The organism is Burkholderia sp. MS389, assembly GCF_016899425.1.
In the GTDB taxonomy this organism is placed as follows: domain Bacteria; phylum Pseudomonadota; class Gammaproteobacteria; order Burkholderiales; family Burkholderiaceae; genus Burkholderia; species Burkholderia sola.
The window spans coordinates 152,208-176,924 of record NZ_CP045995.1; the positions used below are offsets into that span (position 1 = coordinate 152,208).

A 24,717-nucleotide genomic window follows, 5' to 3' on the forward strand; every position below is an offset into this window, starting at 1 on the left:
GACTTGCCATGCGACTCGCCATCCGACACATTTCGCGTTATCAGTTCGACGATCAGGCCACCCACGCGCTGCAACGGTTGCGGCTGCGCCCGCAGTCGGGCCCCGGGCAGACGGTGCGCGCGTGGCAGGTCACGATCGACGGCGTCGAGCCGACGCTGTCTTACGCCGACGGGCTCGGCAACCGGATCGACCTCGTGCGCCACGATCGCGGCGCGAAGGCCGAGATCGTCGTCGTGGCGGCCGGCGTCGTCGAGACGCAGGACCGCTCGGGCATTATCGGGAATCCTGAAGGCTATGCGCCGCCGTGGATCTTCGAGCGCGAAACAGCGCTCACGAAGGCCGGCGACACCGTGCGCGCGCTGACCGACGCGCTGCCGATCGAGCCGCACGGCCTCGACGCTTTGCACTGGCTGATGACGGAAGTGCACGGCCGCATCGCGTACGCGCCGAACCTGGCCGCCGACGCGCCCGTCGATGCGGAAACCGCGCTGCAAAGCGGCGAGGGCACGAGCCGCGACCATGCGCACGCGTTCATCGCGGCCGCCCGCGTGCTGAAGATCCCTGCGCGCTACATCTCGGGCTACGTGCTGGCCGACAGCGCGATGCAGCGCATCGCCGATGCGAAGCAGAATGGGACCGACGTCGAGGACGAGGAAGCGCTCGCGCTGCAGAGCGGCGACGGGATGCAGCAGGTGCTCGGCGCATCGCATGCCGCGCAATCGCAATCGCAAGGGCAATCGCAGTCGCAATCCCAGGGGCAGCCGCACGCGGCGCTCGGCGCGCAGCCGCAAGCCACGGCGCTGATGCAGCAGCCGGCCGGCCATGCGTGGGCGGAGGCCTATGTCGAAGGGCTCGGCTGGGTCGGTTTCGACCCGTTCATGAACCGTTGCCCGGACGAACGCTACGTGCGCATCGCGGTCGGCCTCGACCATCGCGACGCGCAGCCGGTGACGGGGCTCGGCGCGACGGCCGTCGGCGTCGAGATCAGCGTCGTGCAGACGCCGGAACTCGTCTGACCCGCGGCGCGCCTTCGCCGCATCCGCCATGCCGGGCCGCCGCGTCGCAAACGACGCGGCGTGCGCGGCCGGCCCAACCCGACTCGAGCTCCCATGTCCATCCACGTCGCGCTGCATCACACCACCCGCTATCGCTACGACCGGCTCGTCAACCTCGGCCCGCAGGTCGTGCGACTGCGGCCCGCGCCGCATTGCCGGACCCCGATCCTCGCGTATTCGATGACGGTCGAGCCCGCGCAGCACTTCATCAACTGGCAGCAGGATCCGTTCTCGAACTATCTCGCGCGGCTCGTGTTTCCGGAGCGCACCGAGCACTTCGAGATCACGATCGATCTCGTCGCCGAGATGTCGGTGTACAACCCGTTCGACTTCTTTCTCGAAGCGAGCGCGGAGCAATACCCGTTCAGCTATGACGACGCGCTGAAGACCGAACTCGCGCCGTATCTCGCGTGCGACCCGCAGACGAGCGCCGCGCCGCTGTTTCGCGCGTATCTCGACGGCGTCGACCGCACGCCGGCCGGCACCGTGAACTTCCTCGTCGCGCTGAACCAGCAGCTTCAGCGCGACATCGGTTATCTGGTGCGGATGGAGCCGGGCGTGCAGACGCCCGTGCAGACGCTCGAACTCGCGTCGGGCTCGTGCCGCGACAGCGCGTGGCTGCTCGTGCAGCTGTGCCGCCATCTCGGCATCGCCGCGCGCTTCGTGTCCGGCTACCTGATCCAGCTGACCCCCGACGTGAAATCGCTCGACGGCCCGAGCGGCACGTCGGTCGATTTCACCGACCTGCATGCATGGTGCGAGGTCTATCTGCCGGGCGCCGGCTGGATCGGCTTCGATCCGACGTCGGGCCTGCTCGCCGGGGAAGGGCATATTCCGCTTGCGTGCACGCCGCAGCCGACGAGCGCCGCGCCGGTCGAAGGGCTGATCGACGAGTGCGAGGTGTCGTTCGAGCACGAGATGAGCGTGACGCGCGTGTACGAATCGCCGCGCGTGACGAAGCCGTACACCGAATCGCAGTGGGTGGCCGTGCTCGCGCTCGGCACGCAGGTCGACGGCGCGCTGGCCGCCGGCGACGTGCGGCTCACGCAGGGCGGCGAGCCGACCTTCGTGTCGATCGACGATCGCGACGGCGCCGAGTGGAACACCGACGCGCTCGGCCCGACCAAGCGCGGCTATGCGACCGAACTCGTGCAGCGGCTGCGCGCCGAATACGGCGACGGCGGCTTCCTGCATTTCGGGCAGGGCAAGTGGTACCCGGGCGAGCAACTGCCGCGCTGGGCGCTGTCGATCTTCTGGCGCGCAGACGGTCAGCCCGTGTGGCACGATCCGTCGCTGTTCGCCGACGAGCGCGAACCGTCGTCGTACACCACTGACGACGCGAAGCGCTTCATCGATGCACTCGCCGCGCGGCTGAGCCTGAGCGGCGAATTCATCCAGCCTGGCTACGAGGACGTCTGGTATTACTTGTGGCGCGAGCGCCGGCTGCCCGTCAACGTCGATCCGTTCGATGCGCGCCTCGACGACGAGCTCGAACGCGCGCGGCTGCGCAAGGTTTTCGAGCAGCAGCTCGACAGCGTGGTCGGCTACGTGCTGCCGGTCAAGCGCACGGACGACGCGCCGGGCCTCGCCGGGCCGCGCTGGCAGACGGGCCCGTGGTTCTTCCGCGACGAGCGGATGTATCTCGTGCCGGGCGATTCGCCGATGGGCTATCGGCTGCCGCTCGATTCGCTGCCGTGGGCGGCGCGCGCCGACTATCCGTACCTTGTCGAGCGCGATCCGTTCGCGCCGCGCGACGTGCTGCCGGACGCCGCCGCCATTCGCGCCCGTTACGCGGGCCCGGCCGACGCGCCGCGCTATCTGGCCGGCGTGCATCGCGAAGCGTCCGCGCAGACCGTGATGCAGTGGCGCGACGACGGCACGGCCGCGAGCGGCCGACCGGACGCCGCGGATCCGCATCGCCGGCCCGAGCGCTTCGAATCGGCCGCGTGGATCACGCGCACCGCGCTGTGCGTCGAAGTGCGCAACGGCATCCTGTACCTGTTCATGCCGCCGCTCGCCGCGCTCGAGGATTATCTCGACCTGCTCGGCGCGATCGAGCTGACCGCCCACGCACTCGGCGTGAAGCTCGTGCTCGAAGGCTATCCGCCGCCGCGCGACGCACGGCTGAAGCTGCTGCAGGTGACACCGGATCCCGGCGTGATCGAGGTGAACATCCATCCGGCCGCGAGCTTCGACGAGCTCGTCGACCACACCGAATTCCTGTACGACGCCGCGTGGCAATCGCGGCTGTGCAGCGAGAAGTTCATGGTCGACGGGCGGCACGTCGGCACGGGCGGCGGCAACCACTTCGTGCTCGGCGGCGCGACGCCGGCCGACAGCCCGTTCCTGCGCCGCCCCGATCTGCTCGCGAGCCTGATCGCGTACTGGCACAACCATCCGTCGCTGTCGTACCTGTTCTCGGGGCTGTTCATCGGGCCGACGAGCCAGGCGCCGCGTGTCGACGAGGCGCGCAACGACCAGCTTTACGAGCTCGACATCGCGTTCGCGGAGATCCAGCGCAACAAGCTGCTGTTCGGGCAGGACATGCCGCCGTGGCTCGTCGACCGCGTGCTGCGCAACCTGCTGATCGACGTGACGGGCAACACGCACCGCAGCGAGTTCTGCATCGACAAGCTGTATTCGCCCGATTCGTCCACCGGCCGGCTCGGCCTGCTCGAACTGCGCGCGTTCGAGATGCCGCCGCATGCGCGGATGAGCATCGTGCAGCAACTGCTGCTGCGCGCGCTGGTCGCGCGCTTCTGGGCCGCGCCGTACACGACGCCGCTCACGCGCTGGGGCACCGCGCTGCACGACCGGTTCATGCTGCCGGAATTTCTTCAGATGGATTTCGACGACGTGCTGGCCGAGCTGCGCGACGCCGGTTTCGCGTTCGATCCGGCGTGGTTCGCCCCGCACTTCGAATTCCGGTTTCCGCTGTTCGGGCAGATCGCGGTGAACGGGATGGAACTGTCGCTGCGCGGGGCGCTGGAACCGTGGCACGTGATGGGCGAGGAAGGCGCGCCCGGCGGCACGGTGCGCTACGTCGATTCGTCGGTCGAACGGCTCGAAGTGCGTGTGACGGGGCTGAACGACAACCGGCACGTCGTGACCGTCAACGGCCGCGCGCTGCCGCTGCAGCCGACCGGCACCGTCGGCGAATACGTCGCGGGCGTGCGCTACAAGGCGTGGTCGCCGCCGTCGGCGCTGCATCCGACCATCGGCGTGCACGCGCCGCTCACGTTCGACATCGTCGATACGTGGCTGCAACGCTCGCTCGGCGGCTGCCGGTATCACGTCGCGCATCCGGGCGGCCGCAACTACGCGACGTTCCCGATCAATGCGTACGAAGCGGAGAGCCGCCGGCTCGCACGCTTCGTCGAGATCGGGCACACGCCGGGGCGGATGGAGGTCGCGGCTGCCGCGCCGAGCCGCGAATTCCCGTTCACGCTCGACTTGCGGCGGCCGTGATCGATCGATGACAGGGCGGACGACGATGCGCGGTTCGCGACCGCCCGGCGCATCGGCCGGTCGCGGCCCCGCCGGAATGCTAGGATGCGGGCAGAATGCGGTTCCGCACTGCGGCTTGCCGCCTGAATGGCGGCGCGCATGCGCGGCCGCACCCTGACGACGGAACGACATCGTGCCGCCCATTGACCTCGACCATCTCGCCGCCCTCGACGCGATGCCCACGCTTTTCGATACCGGCGCGCAGCCGGACGCCGCCGAACTGGCCGCCGCGCTCGCGGCGCCGGCCGCCGCCGGCCGCTACGACGAACTGCGCGGCAGCGCGGCCGGCCTGCACGCGCCTGCGCTGGCGCCCGCGTGGCGCAGCTTCTTCACGTCGATCGGCAGCGACGGCGTGGCCGACCTCGACCGCCGCGCCGACGCGCTGCACCGGCGCATGCGCGAGAACGGCCTGTTCTACCAGTTGCACGAGCAGCGCGCCGGCGACGGCGCGGTCGGCCCGTGGTCGCTCGACCTGCTGCCGCTGATCGTCACGCCCGAGGACTGGGTCGGGATCGAGCGTGGCGTGCTGCAGCGCGTGCGGCTGCTCAATGCGACGCTGGCCGACCTGTACGGGCCGCAGACGATCCTGCAGCGCGGGCTGCTGCCGCCCGCGCTCGTGACCGGCCACCCCGGGTATCTGCGTGCGATGCGCGGCGCGCGCGTGCCGGGCGATACGTGGCTGCACGTCGTCGCGTTCGATCTCGCGCGCGGCCCGGACGGCCAATGGCGGATCGTCGCGCAGCACACGCAGGGCCCGGCCGGGCTCGGCTACCTGCTCGAGAACCGGCTGATCGTGTCGCGGCTCTTTCCGCGCGGGTTTCGCGGGCTGCGCGTGCAGCGGCTTGCGTCCGCGTACCGCGCGCTGCTGCAGAGCATGCAGTCGCTCAGCCCTGCCGCGAAGAGTTCGCGGATCGTGCTGCTGACGCCGGGGCCGCACAGCGCGACCTATTTCGAGCATGCGTATCTCGCGCGCTATCTCGGCCTCACGCTCGTCGAAGGCGGCGACCTGACCGCGCGCGACAACCGCGTGTTCCTGAAGACGCTGAGCGGGCTCGAACCGGTGCACGGCATCCTGCGGCGCGTCGACGATGCGTGGCTCGATCCGCTCGAACTGCGGCCCGATTCGATGCTCGGCGTGCCGGGGCTGTTGCAGGCCGTGCGCGCGGGCAACGTGCTGCTCGCGAACGCGCCGGGCTCGGGCTTCCTCGAGTCGCCGGCGATGCTCGGCTTCATGCCGCGTCTCGCGGAAGCGCTGCTCGGCGAAACGCTGACGCTGCCGGCCGTGCATTCGTGGTGGTGCGGCGAGGCGGCCGCGTGCGACGACGCGCTGCCGCAGCTCGCGCGCGGCATCGTGAAGGCATCCTATCCACCCGACGTGCAGGAAGGCGGTGCATTCGAACCGGTGATCGGCGCGCGGCTCACGCAGGCGCAACTGGCGGAATGGCGCGCGCGGATTCTCGCGCAGCCCGAACACTACACGGTGCAGGCCGACCTGCCGCTGTCGCAGGCGCCGACCTGGCCGCGGCCCGACGCGCCCGACGGCAACGACAGCGCGCGCATCGTGCCGAAGCCGCTGCTGCTGCGCGTGTTCGCGCTCGCCGACGGCGCGCAGCGCTGGCGGCTTCTGCCGGGCGGGCTGTCGCGGGTCGGCACGCGCGACGCGCTGTTCAACGCGCCGATGCCGCGCGGCGGCAGCACCGTCGACACGTGGGTGATGACCGAGGGCATCGTCGATTCGACGACGCTGCTGCAGACGCATCTCGGTCCCGACGACCTCGTCGAGCGGCCGCGCGCGATCGCGAGCCGCGCGGCCGAGAACCTGTTCTGGCTCGGCCGCTACACCGAGCGCGCGACCAACCTGATGCGCCTCGCGCGCGCCGCGCTCGAACGGCTGCGCGGCGAAGACGACGTCGACAGTCCCGCGCATCTGGAACTGATCGACACGTTGTGCCGGGACACCGGGCTGATCGCGGCCGATGCGCCGCACGCCGTCGATGCGCCGCGCGCGTTCCAGCATGAGCTGGCGACGTCGCTGACGCGCGGCGCCGACCGCACGTCGGGGATCGCGTCGTGCCTGTTCGGCATGCGCGGCGCGGCTGCCGCGATCCGCGAACGGCTGTCGAGCGATCAGTGGCGGCTGATCGACGACGCGACCCAACTGTTCGCCGACAGCGCAGGACAGCAGGAAGCGGAGGAGCAGGTCGGCAACGACGCGCTGCAGTTGCTCGAGCGCCTCGGCCTGCTGCTCGGCGCGATCACCGGTGCGCAGACCGACAACATGACGCGCGACGACGGCTGGCGATTGCTGTCGATCGGCCGGCAGATCGACCGGCTCGACTTCCTGTGCAGCGTACTGAAGTTCGCGTTCGACGAAGGTGCCGTGCATCGGCAGGACGGCTTCGAGCTCGTGCTCGAACTGTTCGACAGCACGATCACGTTCCGCTCGCGCTTCCAGCGCGGCTTCGACGTCGCGCCGCTGCTGTCGCTCGTCGTGCTCGATACCGACAACCCGCGCTCGCTCGGCTGGGTCGTGCAGGCGCTGTGCGGCCGGCTGACGAAGGTCGAACGCGGCGAAGGCTATGCGCTGTCGGAACTGGCCGAGACGGTTCCGGACATCCCCGCGTGGTCGCTGCACGAGCTGTGCGAGACCGCCGAAGACGGCCGACACGACAAGCTGCTCGCCGCGCTCGACACGACGGTAAAGGCCGTCTGGGAGCTGTCGAACCGGATCGGCGAGCGCTATTTCAGCCACGTGCGCGAGGCGGGCAGGACGCTATGGTGACGACGAAAGGCGCACCGAAAACCCCGGCTGGTTCCGGCAACGCACGGCAGGCGCCGCCCTCGGCTCCGGCCGCGACGGGTGCGCCGGCCGCCGTCGCACCGGGCCGGTTGCTGCGTGTCACGCACGACACCGAATACCGTTATGCGGCGCGCGTCGAATCCGCGCAGCACCAGGCACGCCTGCAACCGCTCGCGACGCCGCGCCAGCAGGTGCTGTCGTTCTCGCTCGACATCGAACCCGCACCGGAATCGGTTTGTACCGAAGTCGACGCGTTCGGCAATGCACGTGCGTCGTTCGCGCTGAACCTGCCGCACGACACGTTGCTGGTGCGCAGCCGCAGCACCGTGCGCGTGACGCCGCCCGTGTGGTCGCTCGGCGCGCGCGGCGCGCCGCCGCCTGCGATCGCGAACCCGGACGCCGCGCATGCCACCGCATGGGAGGCCGTGCGCGACCGCCTGCGGTTTCGCGCGGGGCAGCCTTACGACCCGGCGAGCGAATTCGTGTTCGCGTCGCCGCACGTGGCGTGCGACCCGGAACTCGCCGCATACGCGGCCGCGAGCTTCACGTCGCAACGGCCGCTCGTGCAGGCGGCATGGGACCTGATGCGGCGCGTGCATGCCGATTTCGCGTACACGCCGAACAGCACCGACATCACGACGTCGGCGCTCGACGCGCTGCGGTTGCGCAAGGGCGTGTGCCAGGATTTCGCGCACGTGATGATCGGCGCGCTGCGCTCGCTCGGGCTGGCCGCGCGTTACGTCAGCGGCTACCTGCTCACGCAGCCGCCGCCGGGCCAGCCGCGGCTGATCGGCGCCGACGCTTCGCATGCGTGGGTCGAGGTTTACGACCCCGCGTGGCCCGAGGACAACGGATGGCTGCAACTCGATCCCACCAACGATCGTGCGCCCGGCGACGACTACGTGATGCTGTCGGTCGGCCGCGATTATGCCGACGTGACGCCGCTGCGCGGCGTGATCCGCGGCGGCGGCGCGGATCAGGAGCTGAAGGTCGGCGTGACGGTCGAGCCGCTCGATGCCGATTGACGCGGGTTCGCCGATCGGAGCGGTCGTTTGTTGATCGCGTGTCTGCAGACGCGTACGTTCGTGACGGCTGCGAACCGGACGGTCCATGCGCGCGGCTCGGAAGACACTTCGTACTCGACCGTGAGACATGACCGGAAAGTCACGTGTCATTCTGTTCGATTGAGTCGGACGAGTTCAATTCTGTAGGAAAAGAGAAAACTGCACTTGTGCGCTGGTGCCCGGATTTCCGATGATCCGGATCTGCGTTCACGTCGCGTCAGCCTGAACGGCTGGCGGCGGAACGGCAGCAAAACACCAAATCGCGCGCAGGAGCCAGGGTGACGCAGCTTTATCCGGATCATCGATCGGCGATGGATGAACCCGTCGCACGGTCGATCGATGCCACCGAGTCGGACAGCACCGGAACGCCACGCAAGCCTCCACCGATTGTCGTCGGCCGAGGCGACGGGGTGTCGATGTGGACGAAAGACACTCGGCTGATCTGCATCAAGCAAATGCCGTTGCCCGGTATCGTCATCTTCGTCCATGGCGTGAACTCCGAAGGCGAATGGTTCGAAGCCGCCGAGCAGGGGCTGTGCGATGGCCTGAATCGCCGGCTCGGCCGGCTGGACGATCAATTGATGTATCACGGCATCGACGCCGGGCAATTGGTGCCGGCGAAGTACACGGAAAGCGTGACGCCGGATGGGTTTGTGAATCCGAAGCTGCTTGCGGACAACTACGTCAAGCCTGATCCGTCGTTCTCGCCCGTCATTCATTTCCGATGGGGCTATCGGGCAACCGCCGCAGAGCTGAAAGAGTACGGCGACAAGATTTTCCTGAACGAGAAGGACTATTGGGGCGGCGGTCCGTTCACGAACGGCTGCGCGAGCCTGCCCGATCTCTGGCACGGCGGCCTCGACGACCGCGCGGCCGGGTGGCTGACCGTCCAGGGGATCAACCCGACCAACCGGCCGCTGTATCGCGCGCCGCCCCGCGCATATGGCGTGCTCGCGGCGTTGCGCCTTGCGAGGCTGATCGAGTCGATTCGCCGCATGCAGGCCGACGTGCCGATTACCGTCGTATGCCATAGCCAGGGCAACATCGTGGGCCTGACGGCGGCGTTCTTCGGCGATGCACTGCCCGATGTCGAAGATCCGTGGGGACGTAGCGGGCATTGCGTGGCGGATGCCTACGTACTGGCGAATGCGCCGTACAGCCTTGCGCGCGCAGACGGCCCGAATCCATCCGATACGTTCATGGATACCTGGTCGCAACGCGCGACCAGGGACGGCAGCGGTCGTCGCGGACGGCAGACCTACGCCGCGCGCACGAAAACGTTCGGCAAGTTTCTGTCGATCATCGGCACGCGCAAAACCTACGAACTGCCCGCCGGCAAGATCGATGAAGACATGGCCAACGAACGGGTATCACCGACCAGCAAGCGGTCTTATGCGGCACAAGAGGATCGGGCTCGCCACGGCCTGAACGAATCGACTTATGGTCGCGTCACCGCGTATTGCTGTCCACACGACCAGGTGATTTCGGCGGTCACGGTTCAAGGCATCGGCTGGCGCGGCATCGACGAGAACGAGCTGAACGATATCAGCGTCCCCGACGTGCTGACGCAGCGCGTCTTTGCCTCCGGCTTCCAGGTTGGCGTGCAGGAGCGCTATCAGTATTGGGAAGATGACTGGCGGCATGGCAAAAAGGGAACGACGTCGGGATTTTGGTATCCGCCTTCGCCACCTGCCAAGTTCAACCTCATCGGTGCGCTCAAAGGGAACGAAAGTGTCTGGGGCGTGGCGGCTACGCTTGCAACCGCGCCGCTGATGTTTGTCGTGACCGGGTTCAGCTCGGCATTGAATATGTTCCGCGTGAACGCCGATCCGCCGGAGCGCTGGGCCGTGGTGGCGGACGCGCCGGCGCTCGACGAACCGTTCGCGCCGCAAGCGTTGCGTTTCGGCAAGCCCATCGAAACGAAGGACGGCAATGCGACAAGCGACTTCAACGAAGGCAACGATCCGCCGGCCGCATGGCGCGACGCAAGCAAGAGCGAGGCAGACAAGCGTGCGGACGATCCTTACGATCAGTACGAGGCGAAGAACGCGGACAGTGTCGCGCAAGGGACGGCAGAGAGCGAAGCCGGACAGCGTTACGAGGACCGCGCGCTGATGCGGATGGAGGCGCGGCGAACGCTGAATACGGAATGGCTCGATGGTAATGGCCACGTGATCGGCGAGGACGGCAAGAGCGAAATGCCGGAGGGCTACAAGGAATGGCGCGACAAGCAGATTGTCGATTGGCTCGATCGTGGCTCGACCAACAGCCCGACGAATCACTCCACGACGATGACCAATCCGAAGCACGCCGAAAAGGCGCTTGCGTACGATGTGGCGATCGGGGTTTCCTATCTGACGCCGGATCAACTCTACGACTTGCGGATCGAGGCGGATTGGCGGATGGGGGACGGCATTCCCAATGGCAATCCGAACAAGAAGTACTACGACTATTTTGCGTCAGGAACGCTCGATAGAACGCCCCTCGATGAATGGGTACGTGCCGAGAAAAGCGAAGGCAAGATTCCCTCCGCGATCGTGGACGAACGCGAAGGACAAGTCTATCTCAAGGTCGGGGGCGCGATTTGAAGATTCTGATTTCTACATGGCCTCGACGTGTCGCCGTTGCGGTCGCAGCGTGGATGATCGCAGCCGTACTGATGGCGCACGTTGAGCAACCCGACTCGACCCAATTCGAAATAGGAGATTGGATGAAGCGATTTGTAGTAGTGCCGAGTCTGATGGCACTCGTGGCGTTTCTGTTCACGACGGCCATGGTCCGTTCGGTGCATTCCGCACCCGCCCCTGAGCCGATAGCGAACGCAGTTCCCGCAGTCGAAGAGCCGGCGAAGCCATTCGTTGCGCAGGTAGTCGGCCTGATTTGGTTGAACCCGTTGCAACGCATGGACTACCCGACAGAATGGCAATTGCTGTGGACGCAAGGGCTTGCCGCACCGAACAAAAGCGATGACATGGTTCGAACCGATCCTAAATCCTTTGCGACGCTTCAATCAATTGGCGCACTGGTGTACGGTAATCGCGGTGAGGAGACATTCAAGGGATTCTATGCCAAGTACATTGATAAATTCATCCTGCTCATACGCACCCGTTATATTAGCAACGCAAAATATTTCTACACGGTGAAGCCCGAGAAGCAAATCGATTGGCGTGAACTCGCTGGTATCCGGGTCGAAATTGCCACTCCACTTCGCCTCGACGCGGCCTATGCCCGATCGCGCATGATCGATCGGATGATGAACTTCTTCGAGATCGGCCCGCCGTCACCCAAGACTTTGTGGAGCCGCGACACGCCTCCCGACGTACAAATCACGCAAGGCGGCCCCAACGCCGGCTTCACATCGCTGAACAACGCATTGGACTACTTGCAGGCGAATCCCGACAAGAGCGTCTGGGTGATGAACTGGGACGCACCCAACTTCCCGCCCACGGATGCACAGATCAACGAGAATCTGGTCGCGCTGTTCCTCGCCGGCCCAGCCTTCAAAACCGAGCGCGAACCGCTCGCCTGGATCGGCAAGGCCGCAACCGGCAATACGCATGATTTTCCGCAGAAGGTCGGCACGACCCGCGCCGTGCAGGCGTGGAAGGCGACCATCGACCAGGCGTCACGCAACGCAGGCGTCGCGGTCCCGGATCTCCATTACATCGTTCACGACGCAGGCAAGGGCAGCGATGCATCGTCGGCACGTCTTGCCTCGCTCTCCCGGACCTTGACCGAAACCCTCCCCGAATACGACCACTCGAAGCAGGCATTCAACACGGCCGCGCTACTCGGCGACATGGGAACCGGCAGCGCATTGACCGACGTCGCGCTTGCGATCGGCCGGATCAACCACTTCGGCGGCAACGCACTCGTCGCCGGCACGACCGATCCCGAGCATCCCGTCGCGGTCGTTGTCCGGCCACCGTCGAAGCTCACGCCGATCGATCCCGACAAGGACTGGTTCCGCGCACGCGGCGGCAACAATGCCTACCTGCCGTGGTGGGGACGCCGACACGATACGAATTACGGCATGCAGGGCTATTCGTGGTGAGCTCCGCTTGTGCGACGACCGGCCGGTTTGGCACCCCCGATGCGCGTCCCACCAGGGCGCGAGACCCTGCCAACGCTTTAAGTCTTCGTTAATTCTGCACGCCTAGCATGGTGATGCCGGCGGACGGCTCGGACCCCGGTCCGGCGCGCCGGCGGCACGCGCGGGTGCGTCGACGTCACGGCGCCGCGCCGTCGCGCGTCGCCATTTCCCTGCAACGGCGGCGGACATGATCAAGAATTTCGACTATACGCTCGGCAACGAGAAGATCGAGCTTTGTGCGAGCTTCGGCGCGGGTCCGGCATTCCGCCGCGTGCTCGTGAGCCGTGCGGATTCGATGGAAACGCTGGTGGTACTCGACGCGCGCGGACTGTCGGGCCTGCTGAAGGTGGCGACCGAAGAACCGGAAGGGCTGCTCGACGACGCGATCCGCAAGGTCGGCGACGAACAGCTCGTCGAGCGGGCGATCAGCGGCCGGACGATCGTCGAAGCGGCGTTGTGATGGGGCGGCGCGTGAGCGTGCCGGCAGGCACGGCAACACGCGCCGCGTCGCGTGACGTCGCTCAGGCGGCGAACCGGTCCGTCGCCGCAACCAGCGCCTCCAGAATCCCCGGCTCGTTGTACGCGTGCCCGGCGCCGGGCACGATTTCGAACGTGGCGTCCGGCCACGCCTTCGACAACTCCCACGCGGTGCGCGCCGGCGTCGCGATGTCGTAGCGGCCCTGCACGATCACGCCAGGGATGCCGGCGAGACGATGCGCGTCGCGCAGCAACTGGCCTTCCTCGACGAAGCCCTTGTTCACGAAGTAGTGGTTTTCGATCCGCGCGAACGCGAGCGCATAGTGGCCGTCCGCGAAGTGCGCGGCGAGCGCGGAATCGGGCAGCAGCGTGATCGTGCGGCCCTCCCAGATGCTCCATGCGCGCGCGGCTTCGAGTTTCGCGGCTTCGTCGTCGCCGGTCAGCCGACGATGGTAGGCGGCCATCAGGTCGCCGCGCTCGGCTTCCGGAATCGGCGCGAGGAAGTCTTCCCAGTGATCGGGGAACAGCCACGACGCGCCGTCCTGGTAGTACCACAGCAATTCCGCGCGACGCATCGTGAAGATGCCGCGCACGATCAGCGCGCTCACGCGTTCCGGATGGGTTTCCGCATACGCGATCGCCAGTGCGCTGCCCCACGAGCCGCCGAACACGAGCCATTGATCGGCACCGACCATCTCGCGCAGGCGCTCGATATCGGCGACCAGATCCCACGTCGTGTTGTTCTCGAGGCTCGCGTGCGGCGTCGAGCGGCCGCAGCCGCGCTGATCGAACAGCAGGATGTCGTAGCGCTCGGGATCGAACAGGCGGCGATGGTCGGGACCGCAGCCGGCGCCGGGGCCGCCGTGCAGGAACACGGCGGGCTTGCCGGCCGGGTTGCCGCAGCGCTCCCAATAGATGCGATGGCCGTCGCCGGTGTCGAGGTGGCCGTGGGCGTAAGGTTCGATCGGTGGATACACAGGCAGACTCCGGGTGAGGGTCGACAGGAGGCGGACGAGGCGCGGACCGGTGCGCGGGCGGGGTACGGGACTGCGTGGATTGCTGCGCCGCAAAAGTCGTTGCGTGGGCATCGGACCGGCCGCCGCCGGACAAGGATTGTCATTATGCCCATTCGTCGCGCCGGACGTTGACCCGCCGGGAAGCAGCGTCGCCGGCGGTGTGAGTCACGCGGATTTTTGAAGTAATTTCATTCCGATATTTTTCATACAAAATCCGGCGACAGGTCGGCGGGCTGATCGGACGCCGACCCATTCCCGCTCCTTCACCGTGCCAACGGAAACCAGCCGATGAACCATCGCGTCACGCAGTTGACCGGGTTGCGCGCCGTCGCGGTCGCGATGGTCGTCGTCGGTCATGCCGAGCATGTGCTACCCGGCGGCTATACCGGCTGGTACGCGCCGTTGCGGCTGATCGCCGACGGCCGGCTCGGCGTGCTGATCTTCTTCGTGCTGAGCGGTTTCCTGATCACCAACGTGCTGCGCGCCGAGTTCGCGCGCACGGGCGGCATCGCGCTGACGTCGTTCTACGTGCGCCGTGCGCTGCGGATCTGGCCGGCTTGCTACGTGTATCTCGCGGCGGTGGCGATCGTCGCGTTCGCCGGCGGGTTCGATGTCGACCGCCGGCAGTGGCTTTATGCGGCGCTGCACCTGTGGAATTACTCGGCGTGGTTCGGGCTGACCGGGGACAACGCGCTGCATCCGGACGGCGCGTGGTACCTCGGCCATTTCTGGTCGCTCGCGCTCGAGGAGCAGTTCTACTGGTTCTGGCCGCTGCTGTTCGTGTTCGGCATCCGCCGCACCGGCACGCGCTGGCTGGCCGCGCTGATCCTGATCGTGCCGCTGGTCCGTGCGACCACGTATTTCCTCGCGCCCGCGCTGCGCGGCCAGCTCGGGATGATGCTGCATACGGGTATCGATCCGATCCTGATCGGCTGCTATGCGTCGCTCAACCGCGAACGGCTCGAAGCGTGGATCGGCTCGTGGCGCGGCGAGGCGCGCATCGTGACGGCGCTCGTGTTCGTCGTGCTGCTCGGCATGCCGCTCGCCGAACACCGGCTCGGCGGCTTCTGGAATGCGACGTACGGCGTGACGCTCGAAGCCGCGCTGATCGCGATCGTGATCGTCGTGCTGAATTTCCGCAGCGAGTTCTGGTGCGCGCGGTGGTTGCGCGCCGGGCCGGTGGTGTTCGTCGGCACGATCTCGTTCAGTCTTTATCTGTGGCAGCAGCCTTTTGCGAATCCGGATCTGCCGGTGCCGCATGGGTTTCCGCTGGGCATCGTATGGGCGCTGATTGCTGCGACCGCCAGCTATTTCCTCGTCGAAAAGCCGTTCCTGCGGCTGAAGGATCGCTATTCGGCGCGCGAGGCGCGACGCGTGCGGGACGACGCGTTGCGGAGGCCGGCGCCGACCGATGCGATCGGGCCGAAGGTGGTGGAATAGGTGGGCGGGGTGGTGATTCGCGTGGCCTTACTTGAAGCGCTTCTTCGAGGCGGGTGAATACCAGAAGTCGCGGAACATATCGATTCCATACGACTTGCCGTCGTATTTGACGATCGTGCGCATGGTACGTTTCCCGGTGGCCGAGCCATTGTCGTCGTCGCTTTCCATATCGGTGACGTGCGCCGTAATCGATAGATCCGCGAAACCGTTGTGAGACGTTTTCTCGACAGCAATCGTCATGTGCGCAGATTCACTACGCAAGTCGCTCGTGTCGGGGCCGCAAGCGGTGCCCGTGGTGGCTACCCAGCCATGGAGATTTGTACCGAACACCGGCCGGAGGCGGGCGCCGTCGCGAATCCACAGCGTCAGGTCGTTCTCGGGGTATGCGTCCACGCAACTTGGCCCGCGCGCGCTGCTGGTAAACACGACGCCGAACGCACGCACGTCGGGTGACAAACGGTAGGGCGCCGTGTCGATGCGGTAGCTGTTCTCGCCGATCTCAGTCGCCGCATCCTCTTCGACCACCGACCGATCGGCCGCCACGACCTTGCCGCCCTCGACGAGCGCGACGACCTGCAGCTTTTTGCTCTCGTCCGGGTTCTTGCTTTTGGGCAGCGAATCGAACGCGACGGCCGCGATCGTCGTTTGCGGCGCGTTCGGCATGGCCTTGCACGACGACGCGACGACGAGCCGGTCCGCGTCGCGCGTGGCGATGCGTGCGCTCGCGATGCCGGCCCAGCGGGCGATGGCTGTGACGGTTTCGTCGCTGCAGGACTGGCTGTCTGCGGCATGGGCGGCAGTGAGCGCCAGCAGCAGGGCGAAACAAAAAGATCTCGTAACCACGATGGAAAATTTTCGTTGAAGCGCTTATCGATCCGTGCACCCTTTGAATTATGGGAAGTGTACTTCGACGTAATGCCGATCGGCACAGCACATGTTATCGCGTTCAAGACTATCCGGCATGCTACAGCTTCAGGTGATCTTTAAGAGCGGGAATGAGTTCGTTGGCTACGTGCTCGACACTTAGAGACTCGCTGAGGCGGACATATTTCTTCATTTGTAGAAAAATCGGTAATTTGTCGTGGCTGACATCTTTGGCGATGACGCACAAGATCAAGATATTATGCCCGCCACCAAATCTACTCAGGAATCCCTCCATTTCTAACTTGCACCAGGATGACTCCAAGAATTCGGGTGTAATGAAAAATATAACGGCGCCTGAGGTAACGATTCCAGATTGAATTGCGGTTACAATGGTTTCCCCATATTGGATATTGACCTTGTCATACCATACGGGCAAACCCTTTCCGTTGAGATACGGGATCAAGTCCTCGACAAAAGGCTTGTTATGTGAGGAGTGACTCAGAAAGACAGGTAGGGCCTTTCCTAGCGGCCTCATGGAAATGGTGGATGCAACCTCTGATCGATCTTTGTACCAAAAAAGACTTGGTGTAACGAAGTCGATGCTGTCTGGACCGGCAGTCGCTGCATATTGGAAGCGTTTGTTCGCAAGTTCACTGAATAGATCGTCGTTGACGAGATCTGATCGATATCTGGCTCCGCACGCCACCATCGATTTCTTCATCTCCTCAATTTGTCCGTCAACTGGGGTTTCATATCCAAAAACAATATAAAATTCTAGATTGTATGGGTTGTTGTTTGCATAAATAAAGCAATAGGCGAGTTGGTATGGGTTTTGTGTGGAGAGAATAATTTTTAGGCGATTTAGTACGAAAGAGTGTTCGCCGTAATCGCATTCCCAAACAAAATCTCTATAGTCGATGGTCATATTGGTTTGCTTTTGTGCGTGGTTGAGGTTGATAATACCAGAGGTTGGCTGCATTCTAACAACGAGCAAGAAATAGGAAAGCGGATGGCTGTTTCCTGACTCGATCCCGTAGGGTCACGCTTGCTCGCATGCCGATAACGTGCCCCTGTATTTCTGAGGAATGTACGGAAACAAAAAAGGCCCTTCCGGGCCTTTTCGTAGACGAAGTTACGGACAACGCTTACCGCGTCAACTGGGTAAAACCATCCAACAACCGCTCGACATCAGCCGCCTGAATCGCGCCCATCGTCGAGATCCGGAACAGTTCCTTCGACAGCCCGCCTTGCCCCGCATAAATCACGAAGCCACGCGCCTTCAGCCCGTCGTGCAGCGCTTCGTACGTTACACCTTGCGGCAGCCGATACGCACGCAGCACGACCGACGACGCACCTTCCGGCAGCACCAGCGGCATCCCGCGCGCCGCAAGCCCGGCCTGCGCCTGGTCGGCAAGCGCCTTGTAATGCGCATGCCGCGCGCGCCAGCCGCCAGCCTCGTCAAACTCGCGCAGCGCCTCGACGAGCGCGTAATACGCATGCACGGAAGGCGTAAACGGCGTATTCCGCTGATCCTGCAGCTTCGCAAGCCGCCCGAGATCGAGGTAGTAAGTCCGGCTCGCGGCTTTCACGAGCGCGCTGCGGCGCACGATCACGAACGCCGCGCCCGGCACGCCGTGCAGACACTTGTTCGCGGTAGCGGCAACGGCGTCGATCACGCCACCGCCGAAATCGATCGCTTCCGCACCGAAGCTGCTGACGCCATCGACAAGCATCTTCACGCCACGGGCACGACAGACTTCGGCGATCGCATCGAGATCATTCAGCCGGCCGGTCGTCGTTTCATGATGAATCACGGCGACATGCGAGTACCCACCTGCATCGAGCTTCGCACCGATCTGCGCGAGATCCGGCGCCTGCATCCACTCATGCTTGAGCACGTCATGCGCGATGCCGTACTGCGTGGCGATCTGCGTGATCCGCTCGCCGTACACGCCGTTCTCGATCACGAGCAGCTTGCCGTCCTGCGGCACGAGCGCCGCGATCATGCTCTCGACGGCGGCCGTGCCCGAACCCGTCATCAGCACGGCAGCCCATTCGGCCGGATCGAGTTCGTACGCGGCGACGAGGCGCGCACGCGCTTCATCCTGCAGGTCGAAGAATTCGCCTTCGCGATGGCACAGATCGGGTTGCAGCAGGCTGCGGCGCACGCGTTCGGTGAGCGTGACCGGGCCGGGGTTCAGCAGCAGCATCAATGGGCTCCTTCAACGTGGGCTTCGGTCTGCTCGGCGCCGATGTGCCGCATCAGACGGGTCTTGACCTCGACCGGCGTGACGGTCGGGCGGGGCAGGCCGTCGGGCACGCCCGTGCGGATCGCCACGCGAACGAACTGCGCACCGGATGGCCGGCCCCCCTCGCTGGTTGAGGCGAGCGTCGCATCGAGCACGTCGAGCGTATCGCCTTCGACCGCCGACGCGTAACCGCAAGCGGCCGCGACGCCCGCGAACGACACATGCTGCGACACCGTCGCCTGGCCGCCCGTCGATTCGTGCGCGCCATTGTCGAGCAGCACGTGCGTGAGGTTGGCCGGGCCGTAGGTGCCGAGCGTCGCGAACACGCCCATGCGCATCAGCGCGGCGCCGTCGCCGTCGACGGCCACCACGCGCAGGTCGGGGCGCGCGAGCGCGAGGCCGAGCGCGAGCGGCGTCACGCAGCCCATCGAGCCGACCATGTACAGCTGGTTCGGGCGATCGTCGAGCGCGTAGAGTTCGCGCCCGCAGAAACCGGTCGATGCGAGCACGACGGTCGAATCGACCGGCGTATGCGCGATCACGCGCTGCAGCGCGTCGTGACGCGTCGGCCACGCGTCGGCCGACGCCGCGCGCGACGCCGATTGCGCGGCGACGTGCGCGCGCGGCTTCGCGGCCGGGTTCGCCTTCAGTTCATACGGCGCGACGCTGCCTTTCTGCATCACGAGCGCGTACGGGCGGCCCGTCGCGTCCATGTGCGCGATCGCGCGGTCGAGTGCCGGGCCGACCTGTTCGGGGTCGGTCGGGAACGTCTCCCACGGGATCTCCATCGTGTCGAGCATCGCCGGCGTGATCGGGCCCATCAGCGCATGCTGCGGCTCGTCGGCCACGCCCGGCTGGCCGCGCCACGTGACGATCAGCAACTGCGGCAGGCGGAACGTCCAGGTCAGCGACGTGAGCGGGCTCACCGCGTTGCCGAGCCCGGAGTTCTGCATCATCGCGATCCCGCGCTTGCCGCCGAGCGTCGCGCCCGCGATCAGCGCGACCGCGTCGCCTTCGTTCGCGGCCGACACGTAGTGCAGCGTCGGGTCCTGCAGCACGTAATTGATGAACGGCGTCAGGTACGAGCAGGGCACGCCCGCGTACCAGTCGAAGCCGCGTTCGCGCGCGGCCTCGACGAACTGGGCCGCTTCGATCATTGCGCGCCCCCGTTGCCGGTACCCGGTTCGGACAGCGGCGTCTGGCCGTGCGCGAAGTCGCCCGCGCGACGGAAGTCTTCCAGATCGTTGACGCCGCGCCAGTGGCCGTGCACGTACTGCACCTCGATCTTCTCGCCGGCGGCGATCAGCTCGTTCAGCAGCGACGGGATGTCGAGCGTGTCGAAATCAGGACGTGCCTGCAGCGTCGCGAGCATCGCCTTCAGGCGGTCGACACCGGCGCCGCGCACGTTCAGCAGACCGATCCAGCGGCCGTGCGGCGTGCTCGCGGCGACGTCGCTCGACACGCGTTGCAGATAGGTCTTCTGGCCGAACAGGCCGCGATCGTCGGCCGCCGAGCAGAGGGCGAAGTCGCGCACGCTCTGATTGGTCTCGGTGAGCGACGAATCGACCACCACGCTGAACTCGGCCTCGCTCTCCGCAAGGTCGCGCACGATGTAGCTGCGGAACAGCAGGTCGCCGTACGAGATCACGGTGTCGCCGGTCAGGCGTTCGGCCGCGCATGCGAGCGACGCGAGCTCGCCGGTCTGCGCGTGGCGCTCGTTGACGACGAGCTTGATGCCCGACGTATCGATCGCATCGGCGCGATAGCCGCCAACCACGGTGATGTCGTTCACGCCGTGCGTCTTGAAGCCGTCGACGAGCCAGCGCAGCAGCGGCTTGCCGGCGACCGGCAGCATGACCTTCGGCTTGTCTTCGGTCACGGCTTCGAGGCCCTTGCCGCGGCTCGCGGCGAGCACGATCGCGGCATTCGACGCGCGCGACGACGACGACAGGTAGATACGCTCGGCGGCCGAGTACTCGTCGGCGTCCTGCAGGCGGAAGATCTCGTTGACCGACGCAACCCGGTCCTCGACGTTGATCAGCGTTTCGCTTTCGTGGATCTCGCGCGCGGTCGCCTGCATCGCCGATGCCGACGCGCGGATCAGATGATTCGCCCAGATCACGGTGCTGATGCCGGCCTGGCGGAACACGTCGGTCGGCGTGCTGTAGTACTTGGTCGGCACGATCACGAGCGGCGCCTTGCCGCTCCATTCGCGCGCGAACTGCAGGATCTCGTCCGGGCGCGACAGCTTGCTGTGGATCAGGATCGCGTCGGCGCCGGCTTCCGCGTACGCGTTCGCGCGGCGCAGCGCCTCGTCCATCCCCCAGCCTGCGATCAGCGCCTCGACGCGCGCGACGATCGAGAAGTCGGGATCGGTCTGCGAATCCTTGCCGGCCTTGATCTTGCCGCAGAACTCGTCGATTTCCGCGAGCGGCTGGCGCTCGCCGCCGATGAAGCTGTTGGTCTTCGGGAACTGCTTGTCCTCGATGCAGACGCCCGCGATACCGCGCTGTTCGAGCTTCTTCACGAGGCGGCGCACGTTGTTGAAGTTGCCGTAGCCGGTGTCGCCGTCGAGCAGGATCGGCAGGTCGCTCGCATCGGCCATGAACTCGAGCACGTCGACGACCTGGGTCCAGCTCGCTTCGTTGTTGTCGCGCACGCCGAACTGCGCGGAGATCGCGAGGCCCGACGCCCAGATGCCCTTGAAGCCGGCTTCGCGGACGATCCGCGCGGACAGGCCGTTGTGCGCTTCCATCAGGAATTCGAGATCGCTGCTCACGAGCATGCGGCGCAGGCGCGCGCTGCGCGATTCGGTGAAGTTGGGTTCGCGTGCGTTCATCGTGCGGCTCCGGCGGTGGTGCGTTGAATCAGGGGAAGAATGTCTTGCGTCGCGCGTGCGACGTCGTTCGGGAAGTCGATCTCGATCCACGGCGAGCCGGTGACGTCGGCGACGTCGAACGAATGGCCGCCTTCGAGCAGCAGGTCGCGCACGGCTTCCTCGTGCGGCATGTTCGCGCGGCCGCTGTCGACGTAGCCCGCGACGATCGTCGCGAGGCGGCGTGCGGTGCCTTCGGTGAAGCGGAAGAAGCCGACCGATTCGCCGATCGTGTCGTAGTCGAGGTCGACCGCGAGCTGCTTGCGCAGTTCGACCGGCACGCCGTTCTTCAGGCACAGCTTGACGGGTTCGTCGCCGGCCTCGAAGTCGCGGTCGATCAGCAGGCGGTCGACGGTCTTGTCGGCATCGGCCACCAGCGCGTGCAGGATGTTCTCGTCGTACAGCACGTCCGCGTCCATCAGCAGCACGTCGCCGCCGCGCGTCATCGCATCGGCGACGGTATGCACGGTCAGCACGCTGCCGAGGTCGTAGCGGTCGTTGATCACGATCTCGGCGGTGCGGCCGAGGCGCTTGAGCTCCTGTTCGACCTTCTCGTGCTGGAAGCCGAGCCCGAGCACGATGTCATCGACGCCCGCGGCGTCGAGCACGCGCAGATGGCGCTCGAGCAGCGACACGTCGTCGAAGCGCAGCAGGCACTTCGGGAACTGCGCCTCGGGCGGTTGTTGCAGGCGCAAGCCGAGGCCTGCCGCAAGAATGATGGCTCGCATGGGTTCTCCAACCAAAAAGCCGGCGATCTGAACGATCAGTCGGCGAGCGGCTGCGGCGCACGACGCCGCTGCCAGTTTCTTTCACTGAAATGCAGATAGAGCAGGCCGGGCAGGCCGAGCGCGAGTTCGCGCGCGCGCTTCGCGAGCGACAGCGCGAGCGCTGCGTCGGGCGGCAAGCCGACCAGCGGTGCGAGCAGCAGGTAGCCGCCTTCCTGCGCGCCGAGCGAGCCGGGGATCGCGAAGGCCGCCCCGCGAATCGCCTGGCCGACGCTTTCCAGCAGCAGCGCGTCGAGCCAGCTGACCGGGTGCCCGAGGAAGTGCAGCGCGAGCCACACTTCCGCGGTGCCGACGATCCAGCCGACGAGGCTCAATGCGAAGGTCTTCGCGACTTTCGCGCGATCGCGGTACAGCGCGCCGACCGCGTCGTCGATCGCGTCGGCGCGCGTGGCCAGCGACGACCAGTCGCGCGGACCGAGCAGCTTCGACGCGAGGCGCAGGCCGCGGCCGAACAGCCCGCGTCGCTGCGCCGCGTAGAACGCGACGGCGAGGGCGCCGAGCACGCCGGTGGCGATCAGCGCGGGCGTGCGCAGATACGCGACCGACTCGTGCGTCGCATACAGGCTGAACGCGGCGATGCCGATCAGCGCGAACGCCATCTGCGCGAGCGCCTGCATCGTCGTGCCGACGGTCATGGCGGCAGCCGCGTCGGCCATCCGCGTGCCGCGCTGCGCGAGGTAGCGCACCATCAGCACGGGGCCGCCGATCTGCCCGGCGGGCAGCAGGCTGTTTACCGATTCGCCGACCCAGCGCGCGCGCAGCGCGTTGCCGAGTTCGGCGCCCGGCTGCCCGCGGCGGAACATCACGGAGATCGCGACCGCGTCGATCGCGAGCGGCACGACGTGGAACGCCGCGACGAGCGCGAGGCCCCAGCCGGCCGCGAGGAGCGTGGACGCTACCGCGCCGACGCCCTGCCAGGCCAGCAGTGCGATGAAGAGTGCGGTCCCGAGGGACAGCAGGATGAGGCCCGCGCGTGTCATGACCCGCTCGTGCGTCGCGTGGCCAGTTGCTTGAACACCTGGCGGAAACCGAAATACGCGATCGCGTCCTTCATGTTCGAGATGAAGCGCTTCCACGGCCGCATGCCGGGGTTCGTCACGTATTCGAACGTGAGCGACACGCGCATCTCGTTCTGGCCGAGCGGCGTGATGCGGTGGCGCAGCTTGTCGCCGTCGAACAGCACGATGCCGCCGTCGGCGATCTGCACGGAGCCCGGTTGATCAGGCACGTCCGGGTTGCGCGTATGCAGCTCGTAGTCGAGCCGGCACGACGATTCGTCGATCACGCCGATCAGCAGCGTGTAGCGGCGGCCATCGTAGTACGACGTGTCGTAGTGCCAGCCGATGTGGTCGCCGGGCTTCGTGTAGTAATACAGCGCGTACGCGTGCGGATCGTCGTCCGGCGACAGCATCAGCTTGTCGCCGGTGATCTTCTCGAGGAAGGAGATGAGTGCCTTCGAGCGATACAGCTCGGCGATGTACGGCGCCTGCTCGTCGATCGTATGGCGGCTCACGCTGCCGCCCTGCTTGTGGCCGGGCAGGTAATTGCGGTTCAGGCCGGCCTGCATCGCGCGGGCCGCGTTCGCGAGCTTCGCGTGCGCGTCGGCCGGCAGGAAGGTGTCGAGGTAGAGGAACGAGCCCTGGCGCGTGTAGTCGCCGCGCAGGCGGTCGAGGTCGAGCTGGCCGACGCGGTCGGCCACGGTGCGATCGGGATCGGCCGCGGCCGCGCGCACGGGCGCGGGGCGTGCCGGGCTCAGCACGGAATCGTCGCGCGTGCTAGGAGTCATTTGGAAGCCTGGATTTCGGTTGGGTTCTGCGCGGCCGGGGTCTGCGGGAGGTTGCCGCGCCGCACGATGCGCCACCAGTCGATCACGACCCAGGCGGCGAACAGCGGGGCGCCGATCGACGCCGCGAGCAGGAACGGCTCGACGCCGTCGACGAGCGTCACGATCGGCAGCAGGTACAGCACGTCTTCGGTCTCGAAGCCGCCGGCGAACGCCTGCTTGGTGCCGGCCTTGCCGGCGATCGATTCGATCCGCATGCGCAGGAAGAAGATCAGCGCGACGGCCGCGCCGGCGACCGCGCCGAGCAGCACCGGCGACGCGGCCATCTGGCCGCCCTGGGCGACGATGCCGACGCCCATGCTGACGAACAGCGCGACCGTGACGAGCGCATCGGCCGCGAGGTCGTAAAAATGACCGATTTTGCTGGACTTGCCGCTGATGCGCGCGAGTTCGCCGTCGGTGTGGTCGACGAAGTTCGACAGCACGATCAGGAACGCGCCTGCATTGCCCCAGACGAAGCCGCCGTGCGCGAGGCACCAGGCGCCGGCGAGGCCGATCAGCAGGCGAAGGGTGGTGAGGTGATTCGGCGTGACCGGCGTATCGACGAGCGGCCGGACAAGCGAGCGCGCGAGCCGCGCATCCCAGGTGCGTGGCGGGGGCGGCTCGGGGCGTTTGACGGTTTTTCTTTGGTCCATCGGCGAAATATATA

General features: G+C 66.4%; 18 protein-coding genes. 8 read left to right on the forward strand and 10 right to left on the reverse strand.

All coding sequences use genetic code 11. The features are described 5' to 3' along the window. The first annotated feature begins 8 nt into the window (after positions 1–8). The 7 genes from GJG85_RS17265 (at position 9) to GJG85_RS35010 (ending at position 12,979) form a co-directional block, all read left to right on the forward strand. Positions 9–1,016 (forward strand): transglutaminase family protein, encoded by a 1,008-nt coding sequence (locus GJG85_RS17265; RefSeq protein WP_050018029.1) that lies wholly within the window; start codon positions 9–11, stop codon positions 1,014–1,016. 93 nt (positions 1,017–1,109) lie between these two features. Next, a complete protein-coding gene (locus GJG85_RS17270) occupies positions 1,110–4,523 on the forward strand; it encodes a transglutaminase family protein (RefSeq protein WP_204384225.1) in 3,414 nt (1,137 codons plus the stop codon). 214 nt (positions 4,524–4,737) lie between these two features. Next, positions 4,738–7,344, forward strand: coding sequence for a circularly permuted type 2 ATP-grasp protein (locus GJG85_RS17275; RefSeq protein ID WP_204384465.1), 2,607 nt, complete (start codon positions 4,738–4,740; stop codon positions 7,342–7,344). Continuing rightward, positions 7,338–8,387, forward strand: coding sequence for a transglutaminase family protein (locus tag GJG85_RS17280; RefSeq protein WP_204384226.1), 1,050 nt, complete (start codon positions 7,338–7,340; stop codon positions 8,385–8,387). The genes GJG85_RS17275 and GJG85_RS17280 overlap by 7 nt, the downstream gene beginning before the upstream one ends. A gap of 455 nt (positions 8,388–8,842) precedes the next feature. Next, entirely contained in the window at positions 8,843–11,014 is a 2,172-nt protein-coding gene (locus GJG85_RS17285) for a hypothetical protein (RefSeq protein ID WP_089489739.1), read from the forward strand. Positions 11,015–11,136: 122 nt separating this feature from the next. After that, positions 11,137–12,480 carry a virulence factor gene (locus GJG85_RS17290; protein WP_089489266.1) on the forward strand — a complete coding sequence of 448 codons (1,344 nt, stop codon included), beginning with the start codon at positions 11,137–11,139 and terminating at the stop codon, positions 12,478–12,480. Positions 12,481–12,706: 226 nt separating this feature from the next. After that, entirely contained in the window at positions 12,707–12,979 is a 273-nt protein-coding gene (locus tag GJG85_RS35010) for a hypothetical protein (protein ID WP_050010750.1), read from the forward strand. A gap of 61 nt (positions 12,980–13,040) precedes the next feature. Here GJG85_RS35010 and pip read toward each other — a convergent pair whose 3' ends face one another. Beyond that, positions 13,041–13,973 carry a prolyl aminopeptidase gene (pip, locus tag GJG85_RS17300; RefSeq protein ID WP_089489268.1) on the reverse strand — a complete coding sequence of 311 codons (933 nt, stop codon included), beginning with the start codon at positions 13,971–13,973 and terminating at the stop codon, positions 13,041–13,043. A gap of 327 nt (positions 13,974–14,300) precedes the next feature. Between pip and GJG85_RS17305 the strand changes: the two genes are divergently transcribed. Next, the gene (locus GJG85_RS17305; RefSeq protein ID WP_050010752.1) at positions 14,301–15,452 is read left to right on the forward strand and encodes an acyltransferase; all 1,152 of its coding nucleotides are present in this window, start codon (positions 14,301–14,303) and stop codon (positions 15,450–15,452) included. 27 nt (positions 15,453–15,479) lie between these two features. Here GJG85_RS17305 and GJG85_RS17310 read toward each other — a convergent pair whose 3' ends face one another. From GJG85_RS17310 to GJG85_RS17350, 9 genes are all read right to left on the reverse strand, one after another. Next, on the reverse strand, positions 15,480–16,295 hold the full coding sequence (locus GJG85_RS17310) for a multidrug ABC transporter ATPase (protein ID WP_089489269.1): 816 nt from the start codon (positions 16,293–16,295) through the stop codon (positions 15,480–15,482). Between the two features lie 121 nt (positions 16,296–16,416). Continuing rightward, positions 16,417–17,241 (reverse strand): toll/interleukin-1 receptor domain-containing protein, encoded by an 825-nt coding sequence (locus GJG85_RS17315; RefSeq protein WP_160300483.1) that lies wholly within the window; start codon positions 17,239–17,241, stop codon positions 16,417–16,419. A gap of 220 nt (positions 17,242–17,461) precedes the next feature. Beyond that, positions 17,462–18,526, reverse strand: a complete 1,065-nt coding sequence (locus GJG85_RS17320) for a 2-aminoethylphosphonate aminotransferase (RefSeq protein WP_050010756.1) — start codon at positions 18,524–18,526, stop codon at positions 17,462–17,464. Further along, on the reverse strand, positions 18,526–19,722 hold the full coding sequence (gene aepY, locus GJG85_RS17325; protein WP_050010758.1) for a phosphonopyruvate decarboxylase: 1,197 nt from the start codon (positions 19,720–19,722) through the stop codon (positions 18,526–18,528). Before aepY ends, GJG85_RS17320 begins: the two co-directional genes overlap by 1 nt. Then, positions 19,719–21,404 (reverse strand): phosphoenolpyruvate mutase, encoded by a 1,686-nt coding sequence (aepX, locus tag GJG85_RS17330; RefSeq protein WP_050010760.1) that lies wholly within the window; start codon positions 21,402–21,404, stop codon positions 19,719–19,721. Before aepX ends, aepY begins: the two co-directional genes overlap by 4 nt. Then, the gene (locus tag GJG85_RS17335; protein ID WP_050010761.1) at positions 21,401–22,168 is read right to left on the reverse strand and encodes a phosphocholine cytidylyltransferase family protein; all 768 of its coding nucleotides are present in this window, start codon (positions 22,166–22,168) and stop codon (positions 21,401–21,403) included. The genes aepX and GJG85_RS17335 overlap by 4 nt, the downstream gene beginning before the upstream one ends. Before the next feature lie 35 nt (positions 22,169–22,203). Continuing rightward, entirely contained in the window at positions 22,204–23,205 is a 1,002-nt protein-coding gene (locus GJG85_RS17340) for a TIGR00374 family protein (protein WP_050010763.1), read from the reverse strand. Next, on the reverse strand, positions 23,202–24,011 hold the full coding sequence (locus tag GJG85_RS17345) for a 2OG-Fe(II) oxygenase (protein WP_050010765.1): 810 nt from the start codon (positions 24,009–24,011) through the stop codon (positions 23,202–23,204). The genes GJG85_RS17340 and GJG85_RS17345 overlap by 4 nt, the downstream gene beginning before the upstream one ends. Continuing rightward, complete coding sequence (locus GJG85_RS17350) at positions 24,008–24,703, reverse strand: CDP-alcohol phosphatidyltransferase family protein (RefSeq protein WP_050010767.1); 696 nt, start codon at positions 24,701–24,703, stop codon at positions 24,008–24,010. The genes GJG85_RS17345 and GJG85_RS17350 overlap by 4 nt, the downstream gene beginning before the upstream one ends. Positions 24,704–24,717: the final 14 nt, after the last annotated feature.

Coding starts and splice junctions, on each gene's coding strand:
- GJG85_RS17265 (WP_050018029.1), top strand. CDS start 9: ATGCGACTCGCCATCCGACACATTTCGCGTTATCAGTTCGACGATCAG.
- GJG85_RS17270 (WP_204384225.1), top strand. CDS start 1,110: ATGTCCATCCACGTCGCGCTGCATCACACCACCCGCTATCGCTACGAC.
- GJG85_RS17275 (WP_204384465.1), top strand. CDS start 4,738: ATGCCCACGCTTTTCGATACCGGCGCGCAGCCGGACGCCGCCGAACTG.
- GJG85_RS17280 (WP_204384226.1), top strand. CDS start 7,338: ATGGTGACGACGAAAGGCGCACCGAAAACCCCGGCTGGTTCCGGCAAC.
- GJG85_RS17285 (WP_089489739.1), top strand. CDS start 8,843: ATGTGGACGAAAGACACTCGGCTGATCTGCATCAAGCAAATGCCGTTG.
- GJG85_RS17290 (WP_089489266.1), top strand. CDS start 11,137: ATGAAGCGATTTGTAGTAGTGCCGAGTCTGATGGCACTCGTGGCGTTT.
- GJG85_RS35010 (WP_050010750.1), top strand. CDS start 12,707: ATGATCAAGAATTTCGACTATACGCTCGGCAACGAGAAGATCGAGCTT.
- GJG85_RS17305 (WP_050010752.1), top strand. CDS start 14,301: ATGAACCATCGCGTCACGCAGTTGACCGGGTTGCGCGCCGTCGCGGTC.
- GJG85_RS17315 (WP_160300483.1), bottom strand. CDS start 17,241: ATGACCATCGACTATAGAGATTTTGTTTGGGAATGCGATTACGGCGAA.
- GJG85_RS17320 (WP_050010756.1), bottom strand. CDS start 18,526: ATGCTGCTGCTGAACCCCGGCCCGGTCACGCTCACCGAACGCGTGCGC.
- aepY (WP_050010758.1), bottom strand. CDS start 19,722: ATGATCGAAGCGGCCCAGTTCGTCGAGGCCGCGCGCGAACGCGGCTTC.
- aepX (WP_050010760.1), bottom strand. CDS start 21,404: ATGAACGCACGCGAACCCAACTTCACCGAATCGCGCAGCGCGCGCCTG.
- GJG85_RS17335 (WP_050010761.1), bottom strand. CDS start 22,168: ATGCGAGCCATCATTCTTGCGGCAGGCCTCGGCTTGCGCCTGCAACAA.
- GJG85_RS17340 (WP_050010763.1), bottom strand. CDS start 23,205: ATGACACGCGCGGGCCTCATCCTGCTGTCCCTCGGGACCGCACTCTTC.
- GJG85_RS17345 (WP_050010765.1), bottom strand. CDS start 24,011: ATGACTCCTAGCACGCGCGACGATTCCGTGCTGAGCCCGGCACGCCCC.
- GJG85_RS17350 (WP_050010767.1), bottom strand. CDS start 24,703: ATGGACCAAAGAAAAACCGTCAAACGCCCCGAGCCGCCCCCGCCACGC.